This window comes from Variovorax sp. dw_308 (assembly GCF_019207085.1).
Lineage (GTDB): Bacteria > Pseudomonadota > Gammaproteobacteria > Burkholderiales > Burkholderiaceae_C > Variovorax.
In genome coordinates this window covers 33,908-51,476 of the sequence record NZ_JAATOM010000033.1, presented here as the reverse complement: position 1 = coordinate 51,476, position 17,569 = coordinate 33,908, and the positions used below count along the sequence as shown (strand labels likewise).

General features: G+C 62.6%; 17 protein-coding genes. 5 read left to right on the top strand and 12 right to left on the bottom strand.

Translation table 11 applies throughout. The features are described from left to right. The first annotated feature begins 246 nt into the window (after window positions 1-246). Entirely contained in the window at window positions 247-1,662 is a 1,416-nt protein-coding gene (locus HCU76_RS33290; RefSeq protein WP_218511682.1) for a DUF1254 domain-containing protein, read from the top strand. Window positions 1,663-1,956: 294 nt separating this feature from the next. On the opposite strand, the gene HCU76_RS33285 is transcribed toward HCU76_RS33290, so the two are convergent. Together HCU76_RS33285 and HCU76_RS33280 are read right to left on the bottom strand one after the other, a co-directional pair. Then, entirely contained in the window at window positions 1,957-2,367 is a 411-nt protein-coding gene (locus HCU76_RS33285) for a DUF4440 domain-containing protein (protein ID WP_218511681.1), read from the bottom strand. A gap of 58 nt (window positions 2,368-2,425) precedes the next feature. Beyond that, window positions 2,426-2,839 carry a DUF2541 family protein gene (locus HCU76_RS33280; protein ID WP_218511680.1) on the bottom strand — a complete coding sequence of 138 codons (414 nt, stop codon included), beginning with the start codon at window positions 2,837-2,839 and terminating at the stop codon, window positions 2,426-2,428. A 438-nt stretch (window positions 2,840-3,277) separates the two neighbouring features. Here HCU76_RS33280 and HCU76_RS33275 point away from each other — a divergent pair, with 438 nt between their 5' ends. Both HCU76_RS33275 and HCU76_RS33270 read left to right on the top strand, forming a co-directional pair. Beyond that, on the top strand, window positions 3,278-3,793 hold the full coding sequence (locus HCU76_RS33275) for a TIGR02281 family clan AA aspartic protease (protein ID WP_218511679.1): 516 nt from the start codon (window positions 3,278-3,280) through the stop codon (window positions 3,791-3,793). A gap of 403 nt (window positions 3,794-4,196) precedes the next feature. After that, window positions 4,197-4,628: a hypothetical protein gene (locus HCU76_RS33270; protein WP_218511678.1), complete on the top strand. Its 432-nt coding sequence runs from the start codon at window positions 4,197-4,199 to the stop codon at window positions 4,626-4,628. A 445-nt stretch (window positions 4,629-5,073) separates the two neighbouring features. On the opposite strand, the gene HCU76_RS33265 is transcribed toward HCU76_RS33270, so the two are convergent. Genes HCU76_RS33265 through HCU76_RS33250 form a run of 4 tightly spaced genes read right to left on the bottom strand, consistent with a single transcriptional unit; the run spans window position 5,074 to window position 9,343 of the window. After that, window positions 5,074-5,523 carry a MarR family transcriptional regulator gene (locus tag HCU76_RS33265; RefSeq protein WP_218511677.1) on the bottom strand — a complete coding sequence of 150 codons (450 nt, stop codon included), beginning with the start codon at window positions 5,521-5,523 and terminating at the stop codon, window positions 5,074-5,076. 53 nt (window positions 5,524-5,576) lie between these two features. Further along, on the bottom strand, window positions 5,577-6,377 hold the full coding sequence (locus tag HCU76_RS33260; protein ID WP_218511676.1) for an SDR family NAD(P)-dependent oxidoreductase: 801 nt from the start codon (window positions 6,375-6,377) through the stop codon (window positions 5,577-5,579). Between the two features lie 36 nt (window positions 6,378-6,413). Continuing rightward, window positions 6,414-8,306: a TRAP transporter large permease subunit gene (locus HCU76_RS33255; RefSeq protein WP_218511675.1), complete on the bottom strand. Its 1,893-nt coding sequence runs from the start codon at window positions 8,304-8,306 to the stop codon at window positions 6,414-6,416. A gap of 2 nt (window positions 8,307-8,308) precedes the next feature. Then, window positions 8,309-9,343, bottom strand: coding sequence for a TRAP transporter substrate-binding protein (locus HCU76_RS33250; protein WP_218511674.1), 1,035 nt, complete (start codon window positions 9,341-9,343; stop codon window positions 8,309-8,311). 111 nt (window positions 9,344-9,454) lie between these two features. On the opposite strand from HCU76_RS33250, the gene HCU76_RS33245 reads away from it, so the two are divergent. Beyond that, window positions 9,455-10,252, top strand: coding sequence for a cupin domain-containing protein (locus HCU76_RS33245; RefSeq protein ID WP_218511673.1), 798 nt, complete (start codon window positions 9,455-9,457; stop codon window positions 10,250-10,252). A 677-nt stretch (window positions 10,253-10,929) separates the two neighbouring features. Here the strand turns inward: HCU76_RS33245 and HCU76_RS33240 are convergent. The 6 genes from HCU76_RS33240 to HCU76_RS33215 form a co-directional block, all read right to left on the bottom strand. Next, the gene (locus HCU76_RS33240; RefSeq protein ID WP_218511672.1) at window positions 10,930-11,382 is read right to left on the bottom strand and encodes a Zn-ribbon domain-containing OB-fold protein; all 453 of its coding nucleotides are present in this window, start codon (window positions 11,380-11,382) and stop codon (window positions 10,930-10,932) included. Continuing rightward, a complete protein-coding gene (locus tag HCU76_RS33235; protein ID WP_218511671.1) occupies window positions 11,376-12,416 on the bottom strand; it encodes a phosphotransferase in 1,041 nt (346 codons plus the stop codon). Before HCU76_RS33235 ends, HCU76_RS33240 begins: the two co-directional genes overlap by 7 nt. A 106-nt stretch (window positions 12,417-12,522) precedes the next feature. Further along, window positions 12,523-13,689, bottom strand: coding sequence for an acyl-CoA dehydrogenase family protein (locus tag HCU76_RS33230; protein ID WP_218511670.1), 1,167 nt, complete (start codon window positions 13,687-13,689; stop codon window positions 12,523-12,525). Between the two features lie 58 nt (window positions 13,690-13,747). Then, window positions 13,748-14,626, bottom strand: a complete 879-nt coding sequence (locus HCU76_RS33225) for a MaoC/PaaZ C-terminal domain-containing protein (protein WP_218511669.1) — start codon at window positions 14,624-14,626, stop codon at window positions 13,748-13,750. Window positions 14,627-14,675: 49 nt separating this feature from the next. Continuing rightward, window positions 14,676-15,818, bottom strand: coding sequence for a thiolase family protein (locus HCU76_RS33220; protein WP_218511668.1), 1,143 nt, complete (start codon window positions 15,816-15,818; stop codon window positions 14,676-14,678). Window positions 15,819-15,852: 34 nt separating this feature from the next. Continuing rightward, window positions 15,853-17,214, bottom strand: a complete 1,362-nt coding sequence (locus HCU76_RS33215) for an acetyl/propionyl/methylcrotonyl-CoA carboxylase subunit alpha (RefSeq protein WP_218511667.1) — start codon at window positions 17,212-17,214, stop codon at window positions 15,853-15,855. Window positions 17,215-17,344: 130 nt separating this feature from the next. Between HCU76_RS33215 and HCU76_RS33210 the strand changes: the two genes are divergently transcribed. Beyond that, window positions 17,345-17,569, top strand: coding sequence for an acetyl-CoA carboxylase biotin carboxyl carrier protein subunit (locus HCU76_RS33210; RefSeq protein WP_218511666.1), 225 nt, complete (start codon window positions 17,345-17,347; stop codon window positions 17,567-17,569).

Genomic DNA, 17,569 nt, shown 5'->3' with positions numbered 1-17,569 from the left:
ACCCAATCCCCTCGTTCAGGAAGACTGCGGAACTCCACCCGGCGCGCAAGTACGGGCTGAGCGAGGACACGAGGCGACCAGACAACCGCCCCGAGCGACCGCAACTGGGATCCCTGACGAACTCACAGTCGCGGCCAGAAGCCGACCTACGCGCCCCTAGATGTTGCAGCGCACATTCGCCATACTGTTTGCCATCCTCTCCAGTGATCAGTGGTCGCCTTTCATCTTTTTGGAGCGCCTATGGCAATGCGAAAGAACCTTATCGTCGCTGCACTCTTTTCAGCCGGGCTGCTGGTCGGTTGGAACGCGATGGCCGCGAGCAAGCTCACGCCCGCTGAAGCCAAAGAGATCGCTCGGGCCGGCTACATATTTGGCCTGCCCCTGGTTTACATAGGCGTGCAGGCTGACTTGCAGACCAACGTCTCTGCGCCGAAGGGTGTGCAGGCCCCGTACAACCAGTTCGTCAACTATCGTGAGTTTCCCGACGCCAAGAACAACAAGATCGTCGGCATGAACCTGGACACGCTGTACTCGCTGGCCAACCTTGATCTCAGCGCCGAACCGGTCGTCCTGGTGGTGCCGCCGATGGAAGGCAAGCGTTGGTGGCTCATGCAGGTCATCGACGCATGGAACGATGTGCCCGCCGCTCCCGGATGGCGCACGCACGGTGACAAGGGCGGCAATTTCGCGCTCGTCGGGCCCAATTTCAAAGGCACGTTGCCTGCCGGATTGGAGCGGGTCCCCGTTGACACGAGCCTCGCCCTGATCGGTGGGCGCACGTACACCGGAGGGAAAGCGGACCTCAGTGCAGTGCATGCCATCCAGGATCAATATCGACTGATTCCGCTCTCTCAGTGGAAGGGTGCTGCAACGACCTACACGCCGCCGGCCAGCGTGCCCGTCAAGCCGGGCGTGGACGCCGCGACGCCTGTGACGACACAGGTTACCGGCATGTCGGCAGATCAGTTCTTCGGACGACTTTCCGAACTGCTCGTCAACAATCCTGCACGCGAGGCCGACGCGCCGATCATGCGGCGGCTTGCCAAGATCGGCGTGATGCCTGGCGCGAAGTTCACCGCGGCCGGCTTCGATGATGAGACGCGCAAGGCGATCGACCAAGGCATGGCCGCCGCCCGCGATGACGTCCGCGCCGAGGAAGCGAAGATGGGCGAGATCGTCAACGGCTGGCAGATTGCCCGCGATCTCGGCCGCTACAAAACGAAGTACCTTTATCGCGCGGCTTGGACCTACTTCGGCGTGGGTGGCAACCGCGTCGAGGATGCCATCTACCCGTTGGCGCTCGTGGACAGCGAGAAGAAGCCGCTGAACGGCGCGAACAGGTACGTGCTGCATTTCGCCAAGGATCAGATTCCGCCCGCGGACGCCTTCTGGTCACTCACCATGTACGACAAGGACTCCTACCTTGTGGACAACCCCATCGGCCGCTATGCGTTGGGCGACCGCAGCAACTTGAAGCTGGGCGACGACGGCTCGCTCACGATCTACATTCAGAATGACTCGCCCGGACCGGAAAAGGAAAGAAACTGGTTGCCGAGTCCAAAGGATGCGGGCTTCAAGATGGCGCTCCGTTTGTACGTGCCGAAGAAGCAGGTGGCGGATGGCAAGTGGGCGCCCCCAGCTGTGCAAAAAGCTGGAACGTAAACTGCGGCGTTGGCGAGCAAGGCGATCGGCTGCTTTGGGCCCTAGGGCGACGATTGGTCGCGCGACCTTGCGCGAAGTTTCAGGCCGAGGCCGATCGTTCGCATGGCGGTGGTTCCGCAGCTCCGTTCGCGCCGAATCCGCAATCACCGAACGCGCCAAGTTGACGCAGCCGCCGCTCAGGTATTTCAGGTAATCGCACCACGGGGCTGTATCCGGTCGCTGCTCGACAGCGGCCCCTGTCACCATCGAAACACCTCAAATTTGCTGCGGCCGCTCGGCTGCCAAATGCGATGGCTATGCGGTGGCTGCGCGTGGCACATGGAACGTAGAAACCAGAATCTGCCAGCCGGAATCCACGCGGACAAGGTTATAAGACTGGCGCCACTTGCGAATGAAACTGCCGTCGTGGCGCAACATCACCCAGTCCAACGTCGCCAGGGCACAGCGCCCGCCGATTGGGCTGACCTGAAGCTCCTCAAATCGCCCGCCAGCGTAGCCGTCCTTTTGATAGTTGTCGGCCACACCCTGGAAGAAACTGGCAAGCTCCTGACGGGATTGAAGGGCGTGAATCGAACCGTCGCCGCGCATCGTGACAGCCGGTATGTGGAACAGTGCAGCGATCCGCTGACCGTCTATCGCGTCGAAGGCATCTTGATACCTTACAAGGAACGCGCGAACGTCCGACATCAGTTCCGGGTCTGTCATTGGGCTGGGATTCGCCGACGGGAGCGTCTTTGGTCCTCTGGTCGGCGTCACGGCCCGATCAGTCCAATCCCCAGACCTTGAGGTTGGCCGTTGGCTTGTCACCCAGGATCTTGTAGGTGACTGTCACACCGGTAAGACGTCCCTTGCGTCCCGGCGCATCCGCCGCAGCAGTTTGTCCGCCTGCCTTCATGACCCCAACATCCTTCAACGTATCATCTTTTCGGTTGTCCCAGTTGAGGACGATCTGCGAGATCTGCACATCAGCGCCTTCGGCAGAAAGCTTCACCTGCTTGACGTCCTTGTCCCATCGACCTCCTGCGCTCTTGATGTTCACGCTGGGATCGGCGGACTTGATCGTCTGCTCGCCCAACACGAACCATTGATCGGCCGCTGCTGCGGTGCCGATGGCGCCCATGAGGGTGGCGGAGGCGAGAACAATAGAGGCGGTCAATGTGTGGATCTTCGTCTTCATGGAGCATCCCTTCTGATCCCGGCAGTGCAGGATCCGGTGTTACATCCCCTGCTGACACTCAAGCATCTGGCTTCCGGGAAGCGGGAAGCGGGAAGCGGCGAGCCACATCTGACACGCCGGACGGGGAAAGAGCCAGCGTGAAAAAATTCTCTGCCCATCGCGATTGCGAGTATTGACGTTTGTCAGTTCACCCGCGAAACGGGGTGAAACATCGGCCAGCTTGACGGGGTTAGGTGAGATGCCTCTTCCTTGTCTGAGCGCGACTGGAATAACCATGGATCACACGTCTGTAATTGCCAGGATTGCACTATTGATCTCTCAGGTCTCACCAGCTGCAATCAGTCTGGACGCGCATACGCTGGTGATGCCCAATTCAGCGCACTTCAGCAGTCTGATGCCGGCCCGGGCAAACACATCGGACCGGCCCGACAACGCGGTATGAAGTACTTGCTGTTTGCCGTCACGCTGCTGAGCGCCGCGTCAGCCTGCGCGCAAAGTCGGGTCTGGAAGTGCGATCGCGAATACACCCGCACCGCGCCGATTGCCCGGCAGAGAGGGTGCATGTTGCAGGAGACTGGGGCGTCCTCTGCCATGCCGTCGGTGATGACCATTCCAGACGGTCACTTTCGCCTGAGAGGCTTCATCAACAACCAGCCGGCAATGTTCCTGGTCGACACCGGTGCGACCTATATCTCCGTCTCCGACGATTTTGCGCGCCGTGCCAATCTGAAAGGCGGGAGCCTCGTGAAATTCAATACGGCAAACGGGCCCCGTGCCGGCCGCTTGGTCAAAGGTGTCACCGTAATTGTGGGATCGTTTTCTGTCGCGTCTGCAACCGTAGCGGTAGGCACTGCCGGACAGGGCAGCGAAGTTCTGCTGGGGCAGAACTTTTTGCGGAACTTCGACGTCACGATGAACGATCGGCAGGTAGTGATTCGGACCAGAACGCAGTAGTCGATGCGGCTGCCAAACGTGCCCCGATGTTGCACCGTGATCACTGCTCACGGCAGGTGCAGTCGCCTGAAAGCAGCCGATCCGACCTGCTGCTGTACTGCAGCGCAGTCGGTTGTCTTGCCCGGGCCGGTCTTGACAGCGGTGGGCGACCCCGGCACGCGCAAGCAGGGCCCCTTCTCGAACTGTTAGCCGGGTCGCTTGAACCTGGCCATGCACGCGCACCGGCGTGCCCCACCAAAGCATGCCGGCTCGCTTGGGCTTGGCGCGACGATGATGTCGAAGTGCTCGTGCATAAGGTCGAAGCCGCTACCTCCGAGGATTTCGTCTGCTCGGTGTCGAGGGCCCTCGGTCTGGGGGACTGGCTGGGCCGCCGATGCCTCCACAATGCCGGCGCCGCAGAGCCTTGGAGGATTACGATGGCAGCATGCAAAGTGGAAGTTTCAAGCACAACTCTGCTTTCAACGCGCCGAGCCTCGCAACGAGGCTGGCGTTCGCGACTCTGGTTCCTCTGGCTTGTGCCGGAGCGCAAACCATTGCGCCTCTGGACAGCTTGCAGCAGGAAGCCGACTACCGCGTGATCGCCGCGCGCTGCGGCACGCCCGCGTTCGAGAAGGCGTTTGGCCGTCAATCGAAGGCTGCTGTGGTCGCCGGATTGGTATCGCCCAATCGAGATGCTGCCGCCGTCGAGAAGTCAATCACCGCGCTCCGGCGAAGTCCCCTTACGCTGGTGGCGAGCTCATCCGATTGTCCCGCGCAGCTCGCGCAACTGGAGGTCGTCAGAAAGCAGCGCAACGGTCTTGTGCAGCGCTCGCCAAGGTCTGTGCCGAGGCCATAGCACGGATAGAAAGCAATTTTGATCAGATGCCCATGAGTAGGGCGCCTTGTTGAGACTTCGCTCCGAGGCCGTTCGTTTAGCAGCGACCACTGCCTGGCAGGTCTGCAGCGGTTGCGGTCTTTGCAGGTCGCTCGACGAACTCACGCTATGAGGCCGAATCCTGTCGTTCCTCGGCGAAGAATTCCCCAGTCTCAACGACCGGTCCGAAGGTATTGCAGTCGTAGCCCGGCTGCATCCCTCGGCCACCCCGGTACCGAAGTGTCGGACGACTGCTTTCATAGATGGCGCGGCGCATAAATTCCCGTAACACTTGCACGACCGTCTGCCGTATCCGGCACTACCTTTTGTCCGGACCTCGAGGCCGCGTAAGCCCTCGCGTGCTCAGCGGCGAACAGGATACGCATTTTACCCGCCTCGCCTCACGGTCAAACGCGATTGCAACGGGCTAAGCTGGGTTTCGCAGCTGAGCAAGGATTCGATCCAGGGTCGATCCAAGGCTTTGCAACTCGCTGGCTGTCAAGTCTCCTGCCATGTCCTGCTGCCGCTCGCGTGCTTGCTTGAGCACGGCCCGGTAGGTGGACCGGCCAGTGCTCGTCATTCGATTGATCCAGTGACGCTTGTCGAGTGGATCGCGAATGCGGTCCACTCGTCCATTTCGATGCAGGCGATCGAGCGCGCGGCTTACCGTCATCGTGTCAAGGCCGGTCAACTCCGCAACGGCGATATTCGACAGGGCGCCTTTGGCGTCGAGCACGACCAGCGCGCGCCATTCGGGAAGCGACAGGGCGTGGGTGGGGCCGATGGTCTCCATGAAGGGTCTGGCGAGCAGGCTGGCTGCCACCAGCAGCTTGAAGGTGGGCGAGTCGATGAAGGCGTCCTCGGGGACTTGTGCCACGGATGGCTTGCTCGAGCGAGGATTCATGATTCGCGGACGTGTGGCACTCGTGTTTACTGCGGCATCCCGAGGCTGCAACTCTGCCCGCCGTCGACCGGAAGGCACACCCCGTTGATGAACGAGGCCTCGTCGGAGGCCAGGAAGACCGCAGCATAGGCGATGTCCCAGGCCGTGCCCATCCTGCCCGTCGGGATGGCACGGTTGCGCGCCTCGCGCATTTCCTCGACCGACTTGTATTGCGCTGCAATCTGCTTGTAGATCAGCGGCGTGTCAATGGCGCCCGGCAGGATGGCGTTCGCGCGGATGCCGTCGCGTGCGTACTGCAGGGCAATCGCCACCGTGGCCTGGTTGACTGCCGCCTTGGACGCGTAGTACGCAAAATATGGGTAGCCCGACCAGCGGATCGAAGCGAGCGACGAGATGTTGATGATGACGCCACTGCCTTGTGCCTGCATCTGCGGGATGATCGCGCGCGTGGTCCGGTAGACGCTGCCCACATTGATGTCGAGCGAGCGCTGCCATGCTGCTTCGTCGAGGTCGGGCGGGCCGCCCATCGTCGTCACGCCAACGTTGTTGTGCAGGACGTCTATCCGACCGTGCGTGGCCAGCGTCTTGTCGACCGTCGCGACAACCGATGCCGAATCGGTGACGTCGGCGGTCACCGCGAGCGCCTGGAAGCCCTCGAATGCGATCGCTGCGACCGTTTCGGCTACCGCAGCGGCGTCGAGATCGATTGCCACGACGCGCGCGCCTTCACGTGCGTACGCGACCGCCGCGGCCTTGCCGTTGCCCCAGCCCGGCCCCGACGAGCCCGCTCCGAACACCATCACTACCTTGCCTTCAAGACGCTGCATCGTCGATGCTCCAAAGTTGTTTTGCGGCGCCCGTGGCTAGCGCGTCGGCAGGAAGCCGATCGAGAACCACGGGAATATCGCGATGACCAGCAATCCGAAGAGCAGCGCGATCAGGTACGCGAGGATCGGACGAACGCCTTCTTCCGGGTTGACGCTGCCGATCGCGCAAGCCGTGTAATAGCCGATCCCGAGGGGCGGCGCGAACAGGCCGATGCCCATCGCCAGGATCGCCACCATCGCGTAGTGCACGTCGTGAATGCCGAGCGTGCGGGCGATCGGAAAGAGAAGCGGCCCGAACAGGACGATGGCCGGTATGCCTTCGAGAACGCTCCCCAGGACAATGAAGAGGAAGATCGAGACGACCATGAAGCCGGTCGCGCCGCCGGGCAGGTGGCTCATGAACTGCGTCAGGTCGCGGGCGAAGCCGGATTGCGTCAGCGCCCAGGCCATCGCCGTGGCCATGCCGATGATTAGGATGATCGCCCCGGTGAGCGAGGCGGTGTCGACAAGCAGCCCTGGCAGGCGACGCCACTCGAACTTGCGGTAGACGACGAGGCCGACGATCGCCGTGTAGAGGATGCCGATCGTCGACACCTCGGTCGCCGTGGCGACGCCCTCGACGACGGCAGCGCGAATGATGAAGGGGAGGGCGATTGCCGGCGCGGCGATCACGATGCCCCAGGCGATTGCCTTCACGCCGTGGCGCTTGACGTCGCTGGTGTCTTCGCCGCGGGCACGCCACCAGACGACGACACCGAGCGCCAGCCCCATGACGATTGCCGGCACGATGCCGCCTGCGAACAGTGCCGAGATCGAAACGCTGGCGGTCGCGCCGACAGTGATCAGCACGAGGCTGGGCGGGATCGTCTCTGACATCGCGCCCGATGCCGAGAGCAATGCCGCGAGTTCACCTGGTTTTGCGCCGCGTCGCTTCATCTCGGGAAAGAGCGAGGGGGCAATGGCCGCCATGTCGGCGGCCTTCGATCCGGAGATTCCCGAGACCAGAAACATCGCGCCGAGCAGTACATACGACATGCCACCGCGCGCCCGGCCGAGGAGCCCCGCGAGGGCGTTGAGCATCGCCACCGCCATGCCGGTCAACTCGAGTAACAGGCCAAGGAAGATGAACAGCGGCGCTGAAAGCAAGATCAGGTGCGACATGCCTTCGTCCATGCGACCGACGATGATGCTGATCGGTGTGCGCGTGCTGAATGCGACGTAGGCGAGCGTCGCCAGGCCGAACGAGAACGCGATCGGTACGCCACACAGGATCAGAACCCCAAGCACCAGACCGAAATAGAGAAGGAGGTTCCAGTTGCCAATGCTCTTCAACAGCGGGCCGGCGGCGTAGAAGCAACCGGCCGCCAGCACGCACGCCATGACGATCCACACGACGCCCTTGAGGTCGCGCAGGCGGCTGAGCTGCATCAGCACAACAATCATCAGCAGGCCCAGGCCGACCGGGATGGCCGCAGCGCGCCACGCCGACGAGATGCCGAGGGCTGGCGTGGTGACCATCGCCTCATCGGCCGCGTAATCCCACCCGGCGTGCAGCAGCACGGCCGCGAGGGCCATGCAGGCGACCGCCGCCAGGATATTGAGCCGATCGCGAACGCGACCCGACGCATGCGTGATCAACGAGGTCATCCGCATGTGCGCGCCGCGGCGCGTTGCAATTACCGCGCCGAGCATCGACAGCCACAGGAACAGGATCGATGCGAGTTCGTCGTTCCAGGTGATCGGCGAGTGGAAGAGGTAGCGCGCGATCACGCCCGCGCTGAGAAGGACGATCTCGAGCGCTACCAGCAGGGCGGCGGCGCCTTCGATTGCCGTGCCGAGCAGTTGGTCGAGCCAGCGAATCGCTGCAGGGCCGGTACCAGCGGGCGCTTGCTCCGGCCCGGCGTCGCTGACGGCGTGCGCGCCGTGCATGGTCAGCCCATCTTCCCGACCGAGGCCTCGAGCGTGTCCCAGGCCTCCTTGCCGAGCTTGGTCTTCCACTCCTGATAGAAGCCGTTGGCGCGCAGCTTGTCGCGAAACGCCGCCTGGTCGACCGTATTGAACTTCATGCCGGCCTTCTCGAGGTCGGCACGCGCGGTCACCGTGAGCCGCTCGACGTCGGCGCGCTGCGCAACCGCCGACAGATCGAAGTTGCGCGAGACGATCTGCTGGATGTCCGCCGGCAACTTCTCGAACGATCGCTTGTTGGCGAGCAGCCAGTAGCCGTCCCACATGTGGCTGGTGAGGGCGCAGAACTTCTGCACCTCGTACAGCTTGGTGAACTGGATCGCGACCAGGCCGTTCTCCTGGCCGTCGACGATGCCGGTCTGAAGCGCCGAGTACATCTCCGGTGGCGCGATCCCGGTGGGCGACGCGTCGAGTGCCTTGAACATCGAGGTCCACAGCGGGCTGACCGGAACGCGCATCTTCAGCCCCTTCAAGTCATCGACCGACTTGATCGGCTGCTTTGAGGTGGTCATGTGGCGAAAGCCGTTGTCCCAGATCTTTGGCATCGCCAGCAGGTTGGCCTTGGCCAGCTCACCGCGCACGTAGGCGCCGAGCTTGCCGTCGAGCGCCTGCCAGACGGAAGGGTAGTCCTTGAACGCGAAACCCATCCCGGTGATCGCTGCCGTCGGCACGAGCGTTGAAGCGACCAGGCCGGAGACGGTGAGGAAATCGATGCCACCGGCACGCAGTTGACTGATCAAGTCGGAGTCGGCGCCGAGCTGGTTGGCCGGGAATATCTGCAGCTCGACCTTGCCGGCGCTTTCCTTGGCGATGCGATCGGCGGCCTCGTTGGCGCGAACGTTCAGCGGGTGCGTCGCTGGCAGGTTGCTTGCGAACTTGAACTGGAATTCGGCCGCGGCGAAAGCTGGGGCGCAGAAGCCGGCAGCACCGAGGCCAGCGGCGCCGGCGCCCTTGAGAAGAGCGCGGCGACTGATCGGGTGATGGATCGGATCGAGGGGCATTTTTGGTCTCCGTCAGGTGGTATTTCTAGTTGACGGAATGCTAACGATCGTTATCATTCGGGTCAATGCGGTTGCGCATCGACCGCTCGTAAACACCTAGGAGACATCGCCATGCAGACTTTCGCCCAGCCGGTCATCCAACGCCAAGGCAACGTGTTCGTGACGAACAAGGAAGAGTTACGCTGGGTCGACGCGTCGCGTCCCGGCCTGCGCCTCGCCGCCGCGCACGAGAACCGCGACACGGGTCGCTTTCTCGGCCTTCTTGGTTTCGACCCCTTGTCGTCGTCGGGCTTGCATCAGCATGTCGACGTCGCCTTCAGCTACGTCCTCAGCGGCGGCCTCACCGACTACGCCGGGACCACCGTCGCGGGGCAGATGGGCATCAACATGCCGGGCTCGACACACGACGCGATCGCCTACATGCCCTCGTTGCTGGCGTCCCGGCTGGACGGCCCCGTCCTTTACTGGCCCGATCCCACGCGAGAAGACGCCCCGCATCTGCACGCCGGCGGACGCGACGCCAGATTCACCAACCCGAAGCCCGAGGAAAGCCCCGACGTCAGCATCACCGTGATGGGCATCCAGCCGTTTCCGTGCTCCGTCGGGGGGGTCATGCGGCGATTGATCTGCGACTACAGCGGAACCCGGCACGACTATCGGAACAGCGCCCTCACGATGATTCCCGGCACCCGTGTGCCGGCGTTCTGCACCGTAGCCCCGATCGAGATCTTCATGATCGGCGGCGGCGCGAAGATCAACGGGCAACTCGTACTTGGCGGGGGCTTCTGTGTGATCGAGGCGGGAACCCAGGTGGAGCTCTCGAGCGACTTCGGCGCCTATGTGATTGCGTGGTCGGAAGCACCAGTCGAGTGGCTCGATGCGAAGCACACGGACCTGTTCGGGTTCTGAACGACGGTTAAGGTGGCTGCCGTTTCCTTTGCGGCGCTGCGCTTCTCAGGCGCGCTGCCGCCCGAAGGCTGCCGCTCTACGTCGTCGGAGACGTGGGAGCTCCCTGCGGCACTTGGCGGTGTGGGTCCACTAGCAACGCAACCACTGGCTTGGAGCGCGTGCTGGCGCCTTGATCGGCGTGCACGGACAGGGTGCCCGGCTGCGATGGCGGGGTGGCGTTGCAACAATTCTTCGACCGCTCCCGCTGTGCCGGAACCATCCACAACGAGGACCGATCTATACGACCAAGCTTGATTCGGACTGGCTGATGCCATCGATCGTGCCTTTCGCACGCGAACACAGCTGTCGTGAGCGCCGATAGTGCTCAGCTCTGCGGATGAAGGTTGCCGCCAAGGCCATGAGCTTGTGGCACTCCAGGCTGTGGCGAGCACGCAGCGGCAGGTCGCCTGCCTCCTGCCTCCGCTGTCTGGTGTGTCTTGTCCACGTGGTCTAACAAAGCGGCCAGGTCGGCAGTGTTCTAGCGCTCGCACGCAAGGCATACCACCCTCCGTCCGATCACGATTTGGGCTTCGATGAGGTCAACGTATGGCGGCGGATTCCGTTCCTCGATCCCGGTCAGCTGCTGGTTATGTAGCCGCCGGGCTGGGATGGCAAGGCGACGGTGATTGACGCCTGCTTCATGGCACGCCGCTCTGACAGGCGTCGCCAAGCGTATCTCCGGTCTCGCCACGCCGTTCGGAGGTCCGGCAAAAGAGCACCAGGCCCTTGGACTTCAATTCGGCGAAGCTCGCAATCACCGCGTCACCGATCATGAGGCCCGGCTCGCCGTGTCCCATGACTCTCGAACCTTCTCTCAGGTCGACGAGAACCAGCGTATACGGCACCAGCGCGCGAAACTCGTCCGACGGCGCGCGAGTGACCGTCGTTACGGCATAGACCGTTCCCGTTGAGTCCGAATCGAGCCAGTCGAGTTGAGTGCTTCCGCATCGTCCACACGCATAACGCGCCAGCGTTTGCGCGCTTTCGCAGTCCCGGCACTTCATGTATCGCAACAGGCCCTGGGCGACTCCCTCGCGGTACATTACGCCAGGATTTGTGACGAAGGCGCCCAAGTTTGGTTGCGTCAACATGCATTGGCCTCCGCACGCTCAGCGAACTGCCAGGCAAGCTCTGCCAAGGGTTCGGCCTTGCGCCCTACCTCTGCAGCGTCCGCGGAGGCGGCGATTCCCATCTCGGCGCGCCGCGCTATGCCGTGCAGGATTGCGGCCATGCGAAAGAGGTTGTAGGCAAGGTAGAAACTCCATTGCCCATCCACTGCGTTGCCGGTAGTTGCGAGGTAACGATTCACGTAATGGGATTCGTCCGGAATGCCCAGCGCCTCCAGATTCAAGCCTCCAATGCCGCGCCACACGGTGGGAGGAATGTGCCAGCTCATGCAGTGATATGCGAAATCGGCCAGTGGATCGCCGAGCGTCGAGAGTTCCCAATCCAGAATGCCGATCACCCGTGGCTGGACGGGGTGAAACACGAGGTTGTCGACCCGGAAGTCGCCATGCACCAGGGAAGTCCGGTCTGACTGCGGCACATGTCCGGGAAGCCATTCGATCAGCCGATCCATCGCAGGAATCGGCGCGGCATTGGAGTCCTGATACTGGCGTGTCCATCGAGCAATCTGGCGACCCAGATAGTTGCCGACTCGGCCGTAGTCGGCGAGGCCTATCGACTCCGGCTGTACCTTGTGCAACTCGGCGATCACGCGATTCATTTCCAGGTACAGATCCCTTCGTTCTTCCATCGCTAGTCCGGGCAGCGATTGATCGACAAAGATTCGGCCGTCCAGAAACTCCATGAGATAGAAGGGCGTGCCAACGATGGATTCGTCTTTGCAATAGAAATACATCTCCGGCACCGGGATAGCGGTCTGCCGCAAGGCGGACATGACTCTGAACTCGCGGTCGATCGCGTGGGCCGAGGCAAGGACATCACCTGTGGGCCGCTTGCGTAGCACGTAGGTACGATCGGCCGTCGTTAAGCGGAATGTCGGATTTGACTGGCCGCCAGTCAGCGGCGATAACTGCAGCGAACCCGTGACGGGCAGGCCGTTGGCATTCATGACGTCGGCCAGCGCACTTAAGTCAAAGCCGGATGCGAAGATGGATTTCATGGTGAACCTGTGAGTTGCACTTCGACCGCTGCCGCAAGTACGTGGATGCCTTGTGCCGGAACGGAGTTGCCGTTTCGCCTGGAGTGCGGCAGCGTGCGTGCCCCTCTCATGCGCGATTTCCTTGCAGGAGCTTGCGCGCCATGCTCCAGCGATGGACTTCACTCGGGCCGTCGTAGATCCGGAAGGCTCGCATATCCATGAAGATGCGCATGGCGACCGACTCGCCCGTGACACCGCGACCCCCCAGCACCTGGACGCTACGGTCCACGATGTTCCACAGTGCCTCCGAGCAGACAACTTTGGCGCGGCTCGATTCGAAATTGCATCGCTCGCCCTGATCCAGCATCCATGCCGTTTGCCAGATGTGCAATCGTGAGGTCTGCAGATCAATGTCGTTATCGGCAAGCATGAAGCCGACTCCCTCGTGCTCGCCCAGTGCCTTTCCGAAGGCCTGGCGTTGCCGTGCATGCTGCAGCGCCGCGTCGTGCGCACGTCGTGCCTGCCCCAGCCATCGCATGCAGTGGGTCAACCTAGCTGGTGCAAGCCGAATCTGTGCGTAGCGAAAGCCCTTGCCGACTTCACCGAGGACATCCGCCGCCGGAATCCGCACGTCGTTGAATTCAACGACGGCATGGCCGCCGGTGAAGCAACTGTCCATTGCATGCATCAGCCTTGCAACGCGAATGCCGGGGCGGTCCATGTCGGTGAGGAACATGGTCGCCGAGCCATCGTCCATCCGCGCCATCACGATCCCGTATGCGGCTCCCTGTGCTCCGGTGATGAACCATTTGTTGCCATTCAGGATGTAGTCATTGCCATCCTTCACCGCAGTGGTTTGCAACATGGAAGGATCCGCGCCCGCCCCGGGCGCGGGTTCGGTCATGGCGAAGCAGGAGCGTGTCTTGCCGGCCACCTGTGGCACCAGCCACCGCTGCTTCTGGGCGTCCGTGGCAACCGCCTCCATCAGATGGATGTTCCCTTCGTCAGGCGCATGTACATTCAAGGCGACGGGGCCCAGGTGCGAGTACCCGGCCTCCTCGAAGACCACTGCCTTCTCGACGTGGTTCAGGCCCAAACCACCGAACTGCTTGCCTGCGTGCGGGGTCAGAAGCCCGGCGACCCGGGCCAACGCGACCAGTTCGTGTCTGAGTTCTTCACTGGGTCCATGTGGCGTCAGCCGGGCGTCACTTTCAAACGGGATCACTTGTTCCGCGATGAAGCGCCGGGTCCGTTCACGCAACTCGATCAGATATGGGGGTAGCGAAAAGTTCATGCTGGATGTTGGTTGCGGTCGGTCCGAGGCGGTCGAGCCCACGACCCCGATAGGAACGTCATTCCGACAACTCGGCGGCTCCGAAGTCGAGCACCACCCGGTCTCGTTCCTTGACACGTGCGCGGAACAGGACGGTGCTGCCTTCCCGGTACATTTCGACCCGGATCGTCTCTCCGGGATACACCGGCGCAGTGAAGCGCGCGAACAGGCGTTTCAGCCTTCGCGGATCGCTGCCGCAATACGTCTCCAGCAAGGCGCGGCTCGCGATTCCGTAGGTGCACAGTCCGTGGAGGATCGGGCGCTCGAACCCGGCGGCATGCGCCACCTCCGGCGTGGAATGCAATGGGTTGCGATCGGCGCTCATCCTGTACATCAGGGCCTGCTGTGGCAGGGTGGCGAGTTCGATCGCAGCATGCGGTTCCCCGTCAGGCGTTCGTTGAGGTGCCGCAGTCGCTTCATCGGTCAGGCCGCTCGCCGCCGAGAAGCCGCCATCTCCGCGCGCAAAAGTGGTGTGGGTGACGGTGGCGTACAGGAGCCCTGTTTGTTGGTCGATCACATCCTTGTCGTACGTGACGGTGGCGCCGCGCGTGGGACCCTTGTCGACGATGCGAACGATGCGGTGGCGCGCGACGATGGTTGCGCTTGCAGGCAGGGGGTGATGGATGACCAGCAATTCCTCTCCATGCACGATCTTGCTGAAGTCGATCCCTGTTTCGGGCGCCTGCATCCAGGATCCCGGAAACCCGAGGATGACGGCCATGGTGGGCATGGCAAACGGCGTCCCCTCGACGACGTCGTTGACGAATTTCAGCTGCCCTTCGTCGGTTGGATTCGAGCCGACGCCGAGGGCCAGCGCATAGCGGATCGTGTCGTCACATGTGTAGCGATGCTCCACGTCGGGAAACGCCCAATTCCTGAGCTTTGGATAGTCGATCATTGAAGGTCTGCGTTGAATTTGTGAACCGGCGGAGACTTGTGACGGCGCATCAGACCGTCCGGGACAGCACCAAGCTGACATGCGAGGACATGACGCCGCCGTCTGCATGGAGAAGCGCATGAGATTTCGGACTGATTTGGCGTTCGCCAGCGCGTCCTGCCAGCTGTCTGAACGTCTCGACGATATGGGCCATTCCGCCGGCAACCCCGCAATGTCCGAACGAAAGGAGCCCCCCGTGGGTATTCAGCGGAAGCGGCCCGTCACTTGAAAAATCGCCATTGCGAACGCGCGCTCCGGCCCCGCCCCGCGGCGCAAGACCAATCTCCTCGAGCAGCATGGCCAGCGTGATCGTGAAGGAATCGTAGATGGCGAGGTAATCGATGTCTGCGATGCCCAGACGTGCTTCGCGCAGCGCCGCGGTGGCCGAGAAGGCCGCGCCACACGCCATGACGTTCTCCATGGCGGTGAGGTGCTGATGCCGGTGCGCTTGCCCCGCGCCGCGAACGAGGACCCTCGGTCCGGCTCCCGGGTTGCATGACACCACGAGCGCCATCGCCCCATCGGAGATCGGACAGCAATCCAGCATCTTGAGGGGAGCGCAAATCGACCTCGATGCGAGTACGTCGTCGATCGTGATCGGCGCTTGCAGATGGGCGCCGGGATGTCGTGCCGCGTTCTGTCGCATCAGGACGGCCAGCGCCGCCAGGTCCGTCTCGGTGATGCCGCTCTCGTGCATGTAGCGCGAGGCCATCAGCGCATAGTAGGCGGGCACGGTGGCGCCGTTCGGGACTTCGTAGTCCTGGTCGCCGACCTGGGCGAGCGTCTGGATGGAACTGTCGCGCGACTGACCACTCAAGCGGTTCTCTCCGGCAACGATCAAGACATTCCGGCATCGTCCAGCGCGCACCAAGTCCGATGCCAGCATCAGCATCGCTGCCCCCGTGGCCCCTCCCAGTTGCACCGCATTTGCATACGAGGGCTGCAGGCTGAACCGTTCGCAGAAAAGGGTGGAGAGCATCAGATGCGGCAGCGTCGTTGCATAGCCGCACAGCACGCCATCAATATCGCCACGACTCAAAGACGAATCCGCAAGCGCGCCCTCGGCTGCCAATGCCATGAGGTCGAGCGCCGATTGCCCTTCGTGCCGCCCGAACGTCGTTCCGCCGGCGCCGATGATGTACGCGGACTCCATCAAGAGAGTTCCAGCGCCGATTCACGGGGACGGCTCATGCTGGCAACAGCGCTTTCGCGTGCTCTTGCAGGAAGCCGGTGTGAATGCGACCAGCCACGAAGGCTTCGTTGGTGAGCAGGGCACGCAGCAACTCGATGTTGCTTTTCAGTCCAGCGACCTCAACCTGGGCCAAGCCGCTCGCCAACGCATCGATTGCATCCGAACGCGTGCGACCGCGCCCGATGATCTTGGCGATCATCGGATCGTAGAACGGCGACACGGTATCGCCCTGGCGCACCCCGGTGTCAACGCGTACCGAGTCCGACTGGGTCGGCAAGACCAACGCCGTGAGCGTTCCCGGGCTGGGCATGTAGGAGCGCCTGGGGTCTTCGGCATAGAGCCGGGCCTCGATTGCATGCCCCGCCCGCTCGGGAGGTCCCGCGCGCAAGTCGCTCAGGGCATCGCCATCGGCCAACCGGATCTGCTGCTCGATCAGGTCAATGCCGGTCACCATCTCTGTGACCGGGTGCTCCACCTGGATACGGGTGTTCATTTCGAGGAAGTAAAAGGCGCCCGTCTCGTCGTCGTACAGGAACTCGACCGTCCCTGGCCCGGTATAGCGCTCTCGCCGCGCCAGTGCTACTGCCGCGTCGCGCATTTTTTCCAGCTGTCCAGCATCCAGGTTAGGGCCCGAACTCTCTTCCATCACCTTCTGATACCTGCGCTGGATGGAGCATTCGCGCTCGTACAGGTGGATCGCCTCGCCATCGCCAAAGCCGAAGACCTGGATTTCGACATGGCGGGCGCGTGCGACCAGCTTTTCGATGAAGACGGATGCGTCACCGTAGAGGCGCGCAGCATGGCTCTGCACGTTTTCCACGGCCGCCGCCAGCGCCGACGGAACGTCGACGCGCTTCATTCCGATGCCTCCACCGCCGGCAGCGGCTTTCACCAGTACCGGGTAGCCGATGGCTCCCGCCCGTGCATGGAAGGAGGCGTCCCCTGCCTGGATCGGTGCGGATCCAGGCAGTACAGGCAAGCCGGCTGCTTCGGCCAGATCGCGGGCGCGATTCTTGTTGCCCATGTCATCGATGGTGTCGGGGCGAGGTCCGATCCAGAGCATTCGGGCAGCCTCCACGGCTCTGGCGAACGCCGAGTTCTCGGAAAGAAAGCCGTAGCCGGGGTGCACCGCATCCGCACCCGCCTTTCGCGCGGCCTCGATGACCACGGCGGCGTTTGCATAGCCCTCTCGTGGCGCATCCGCAGGCAAGGCAATGGATGAGGTTGCCAACGCAACGTGGAGCGCGCTGGCGTCCGCAGGCGAGTAGATCGCCACGGTTTCTATCCCCAGGCGCTCGCATGTGCGCATGACACGGCAGGCGATTTCGCCGCGATTTGCAATCAGGATTCTTCGCATGTCTGGTTTGTCCCTATGGTCTGGATGTTGAAGTCTCTCGGCAACGTTATTATACTAGCGAGTATGCGATTCTTACGCAACGCCTGTTTGGCGCCGTAGGGACCGTCAACCACCAGAAAGAGGTCTTTCCGTGAGCCACACAGAACTGCGCGCCGGTATTTCCGGCACCGTCATCGAGGTCGTCTGCGAAAAAGGGACGAGGGTTGAAGAGGGCGATCCCGTCGTTTTCATCGAGGCAATGAAGATGGAGATGCCGGAGGTCGCGCCCTGCTCGGGGGAGGTAGTCGAACTCTTTGCGACCAAAGGGCAAGTGGTCCCCCAGGACTTTGTGATCGCGCTGATCCGTCCTGATTGA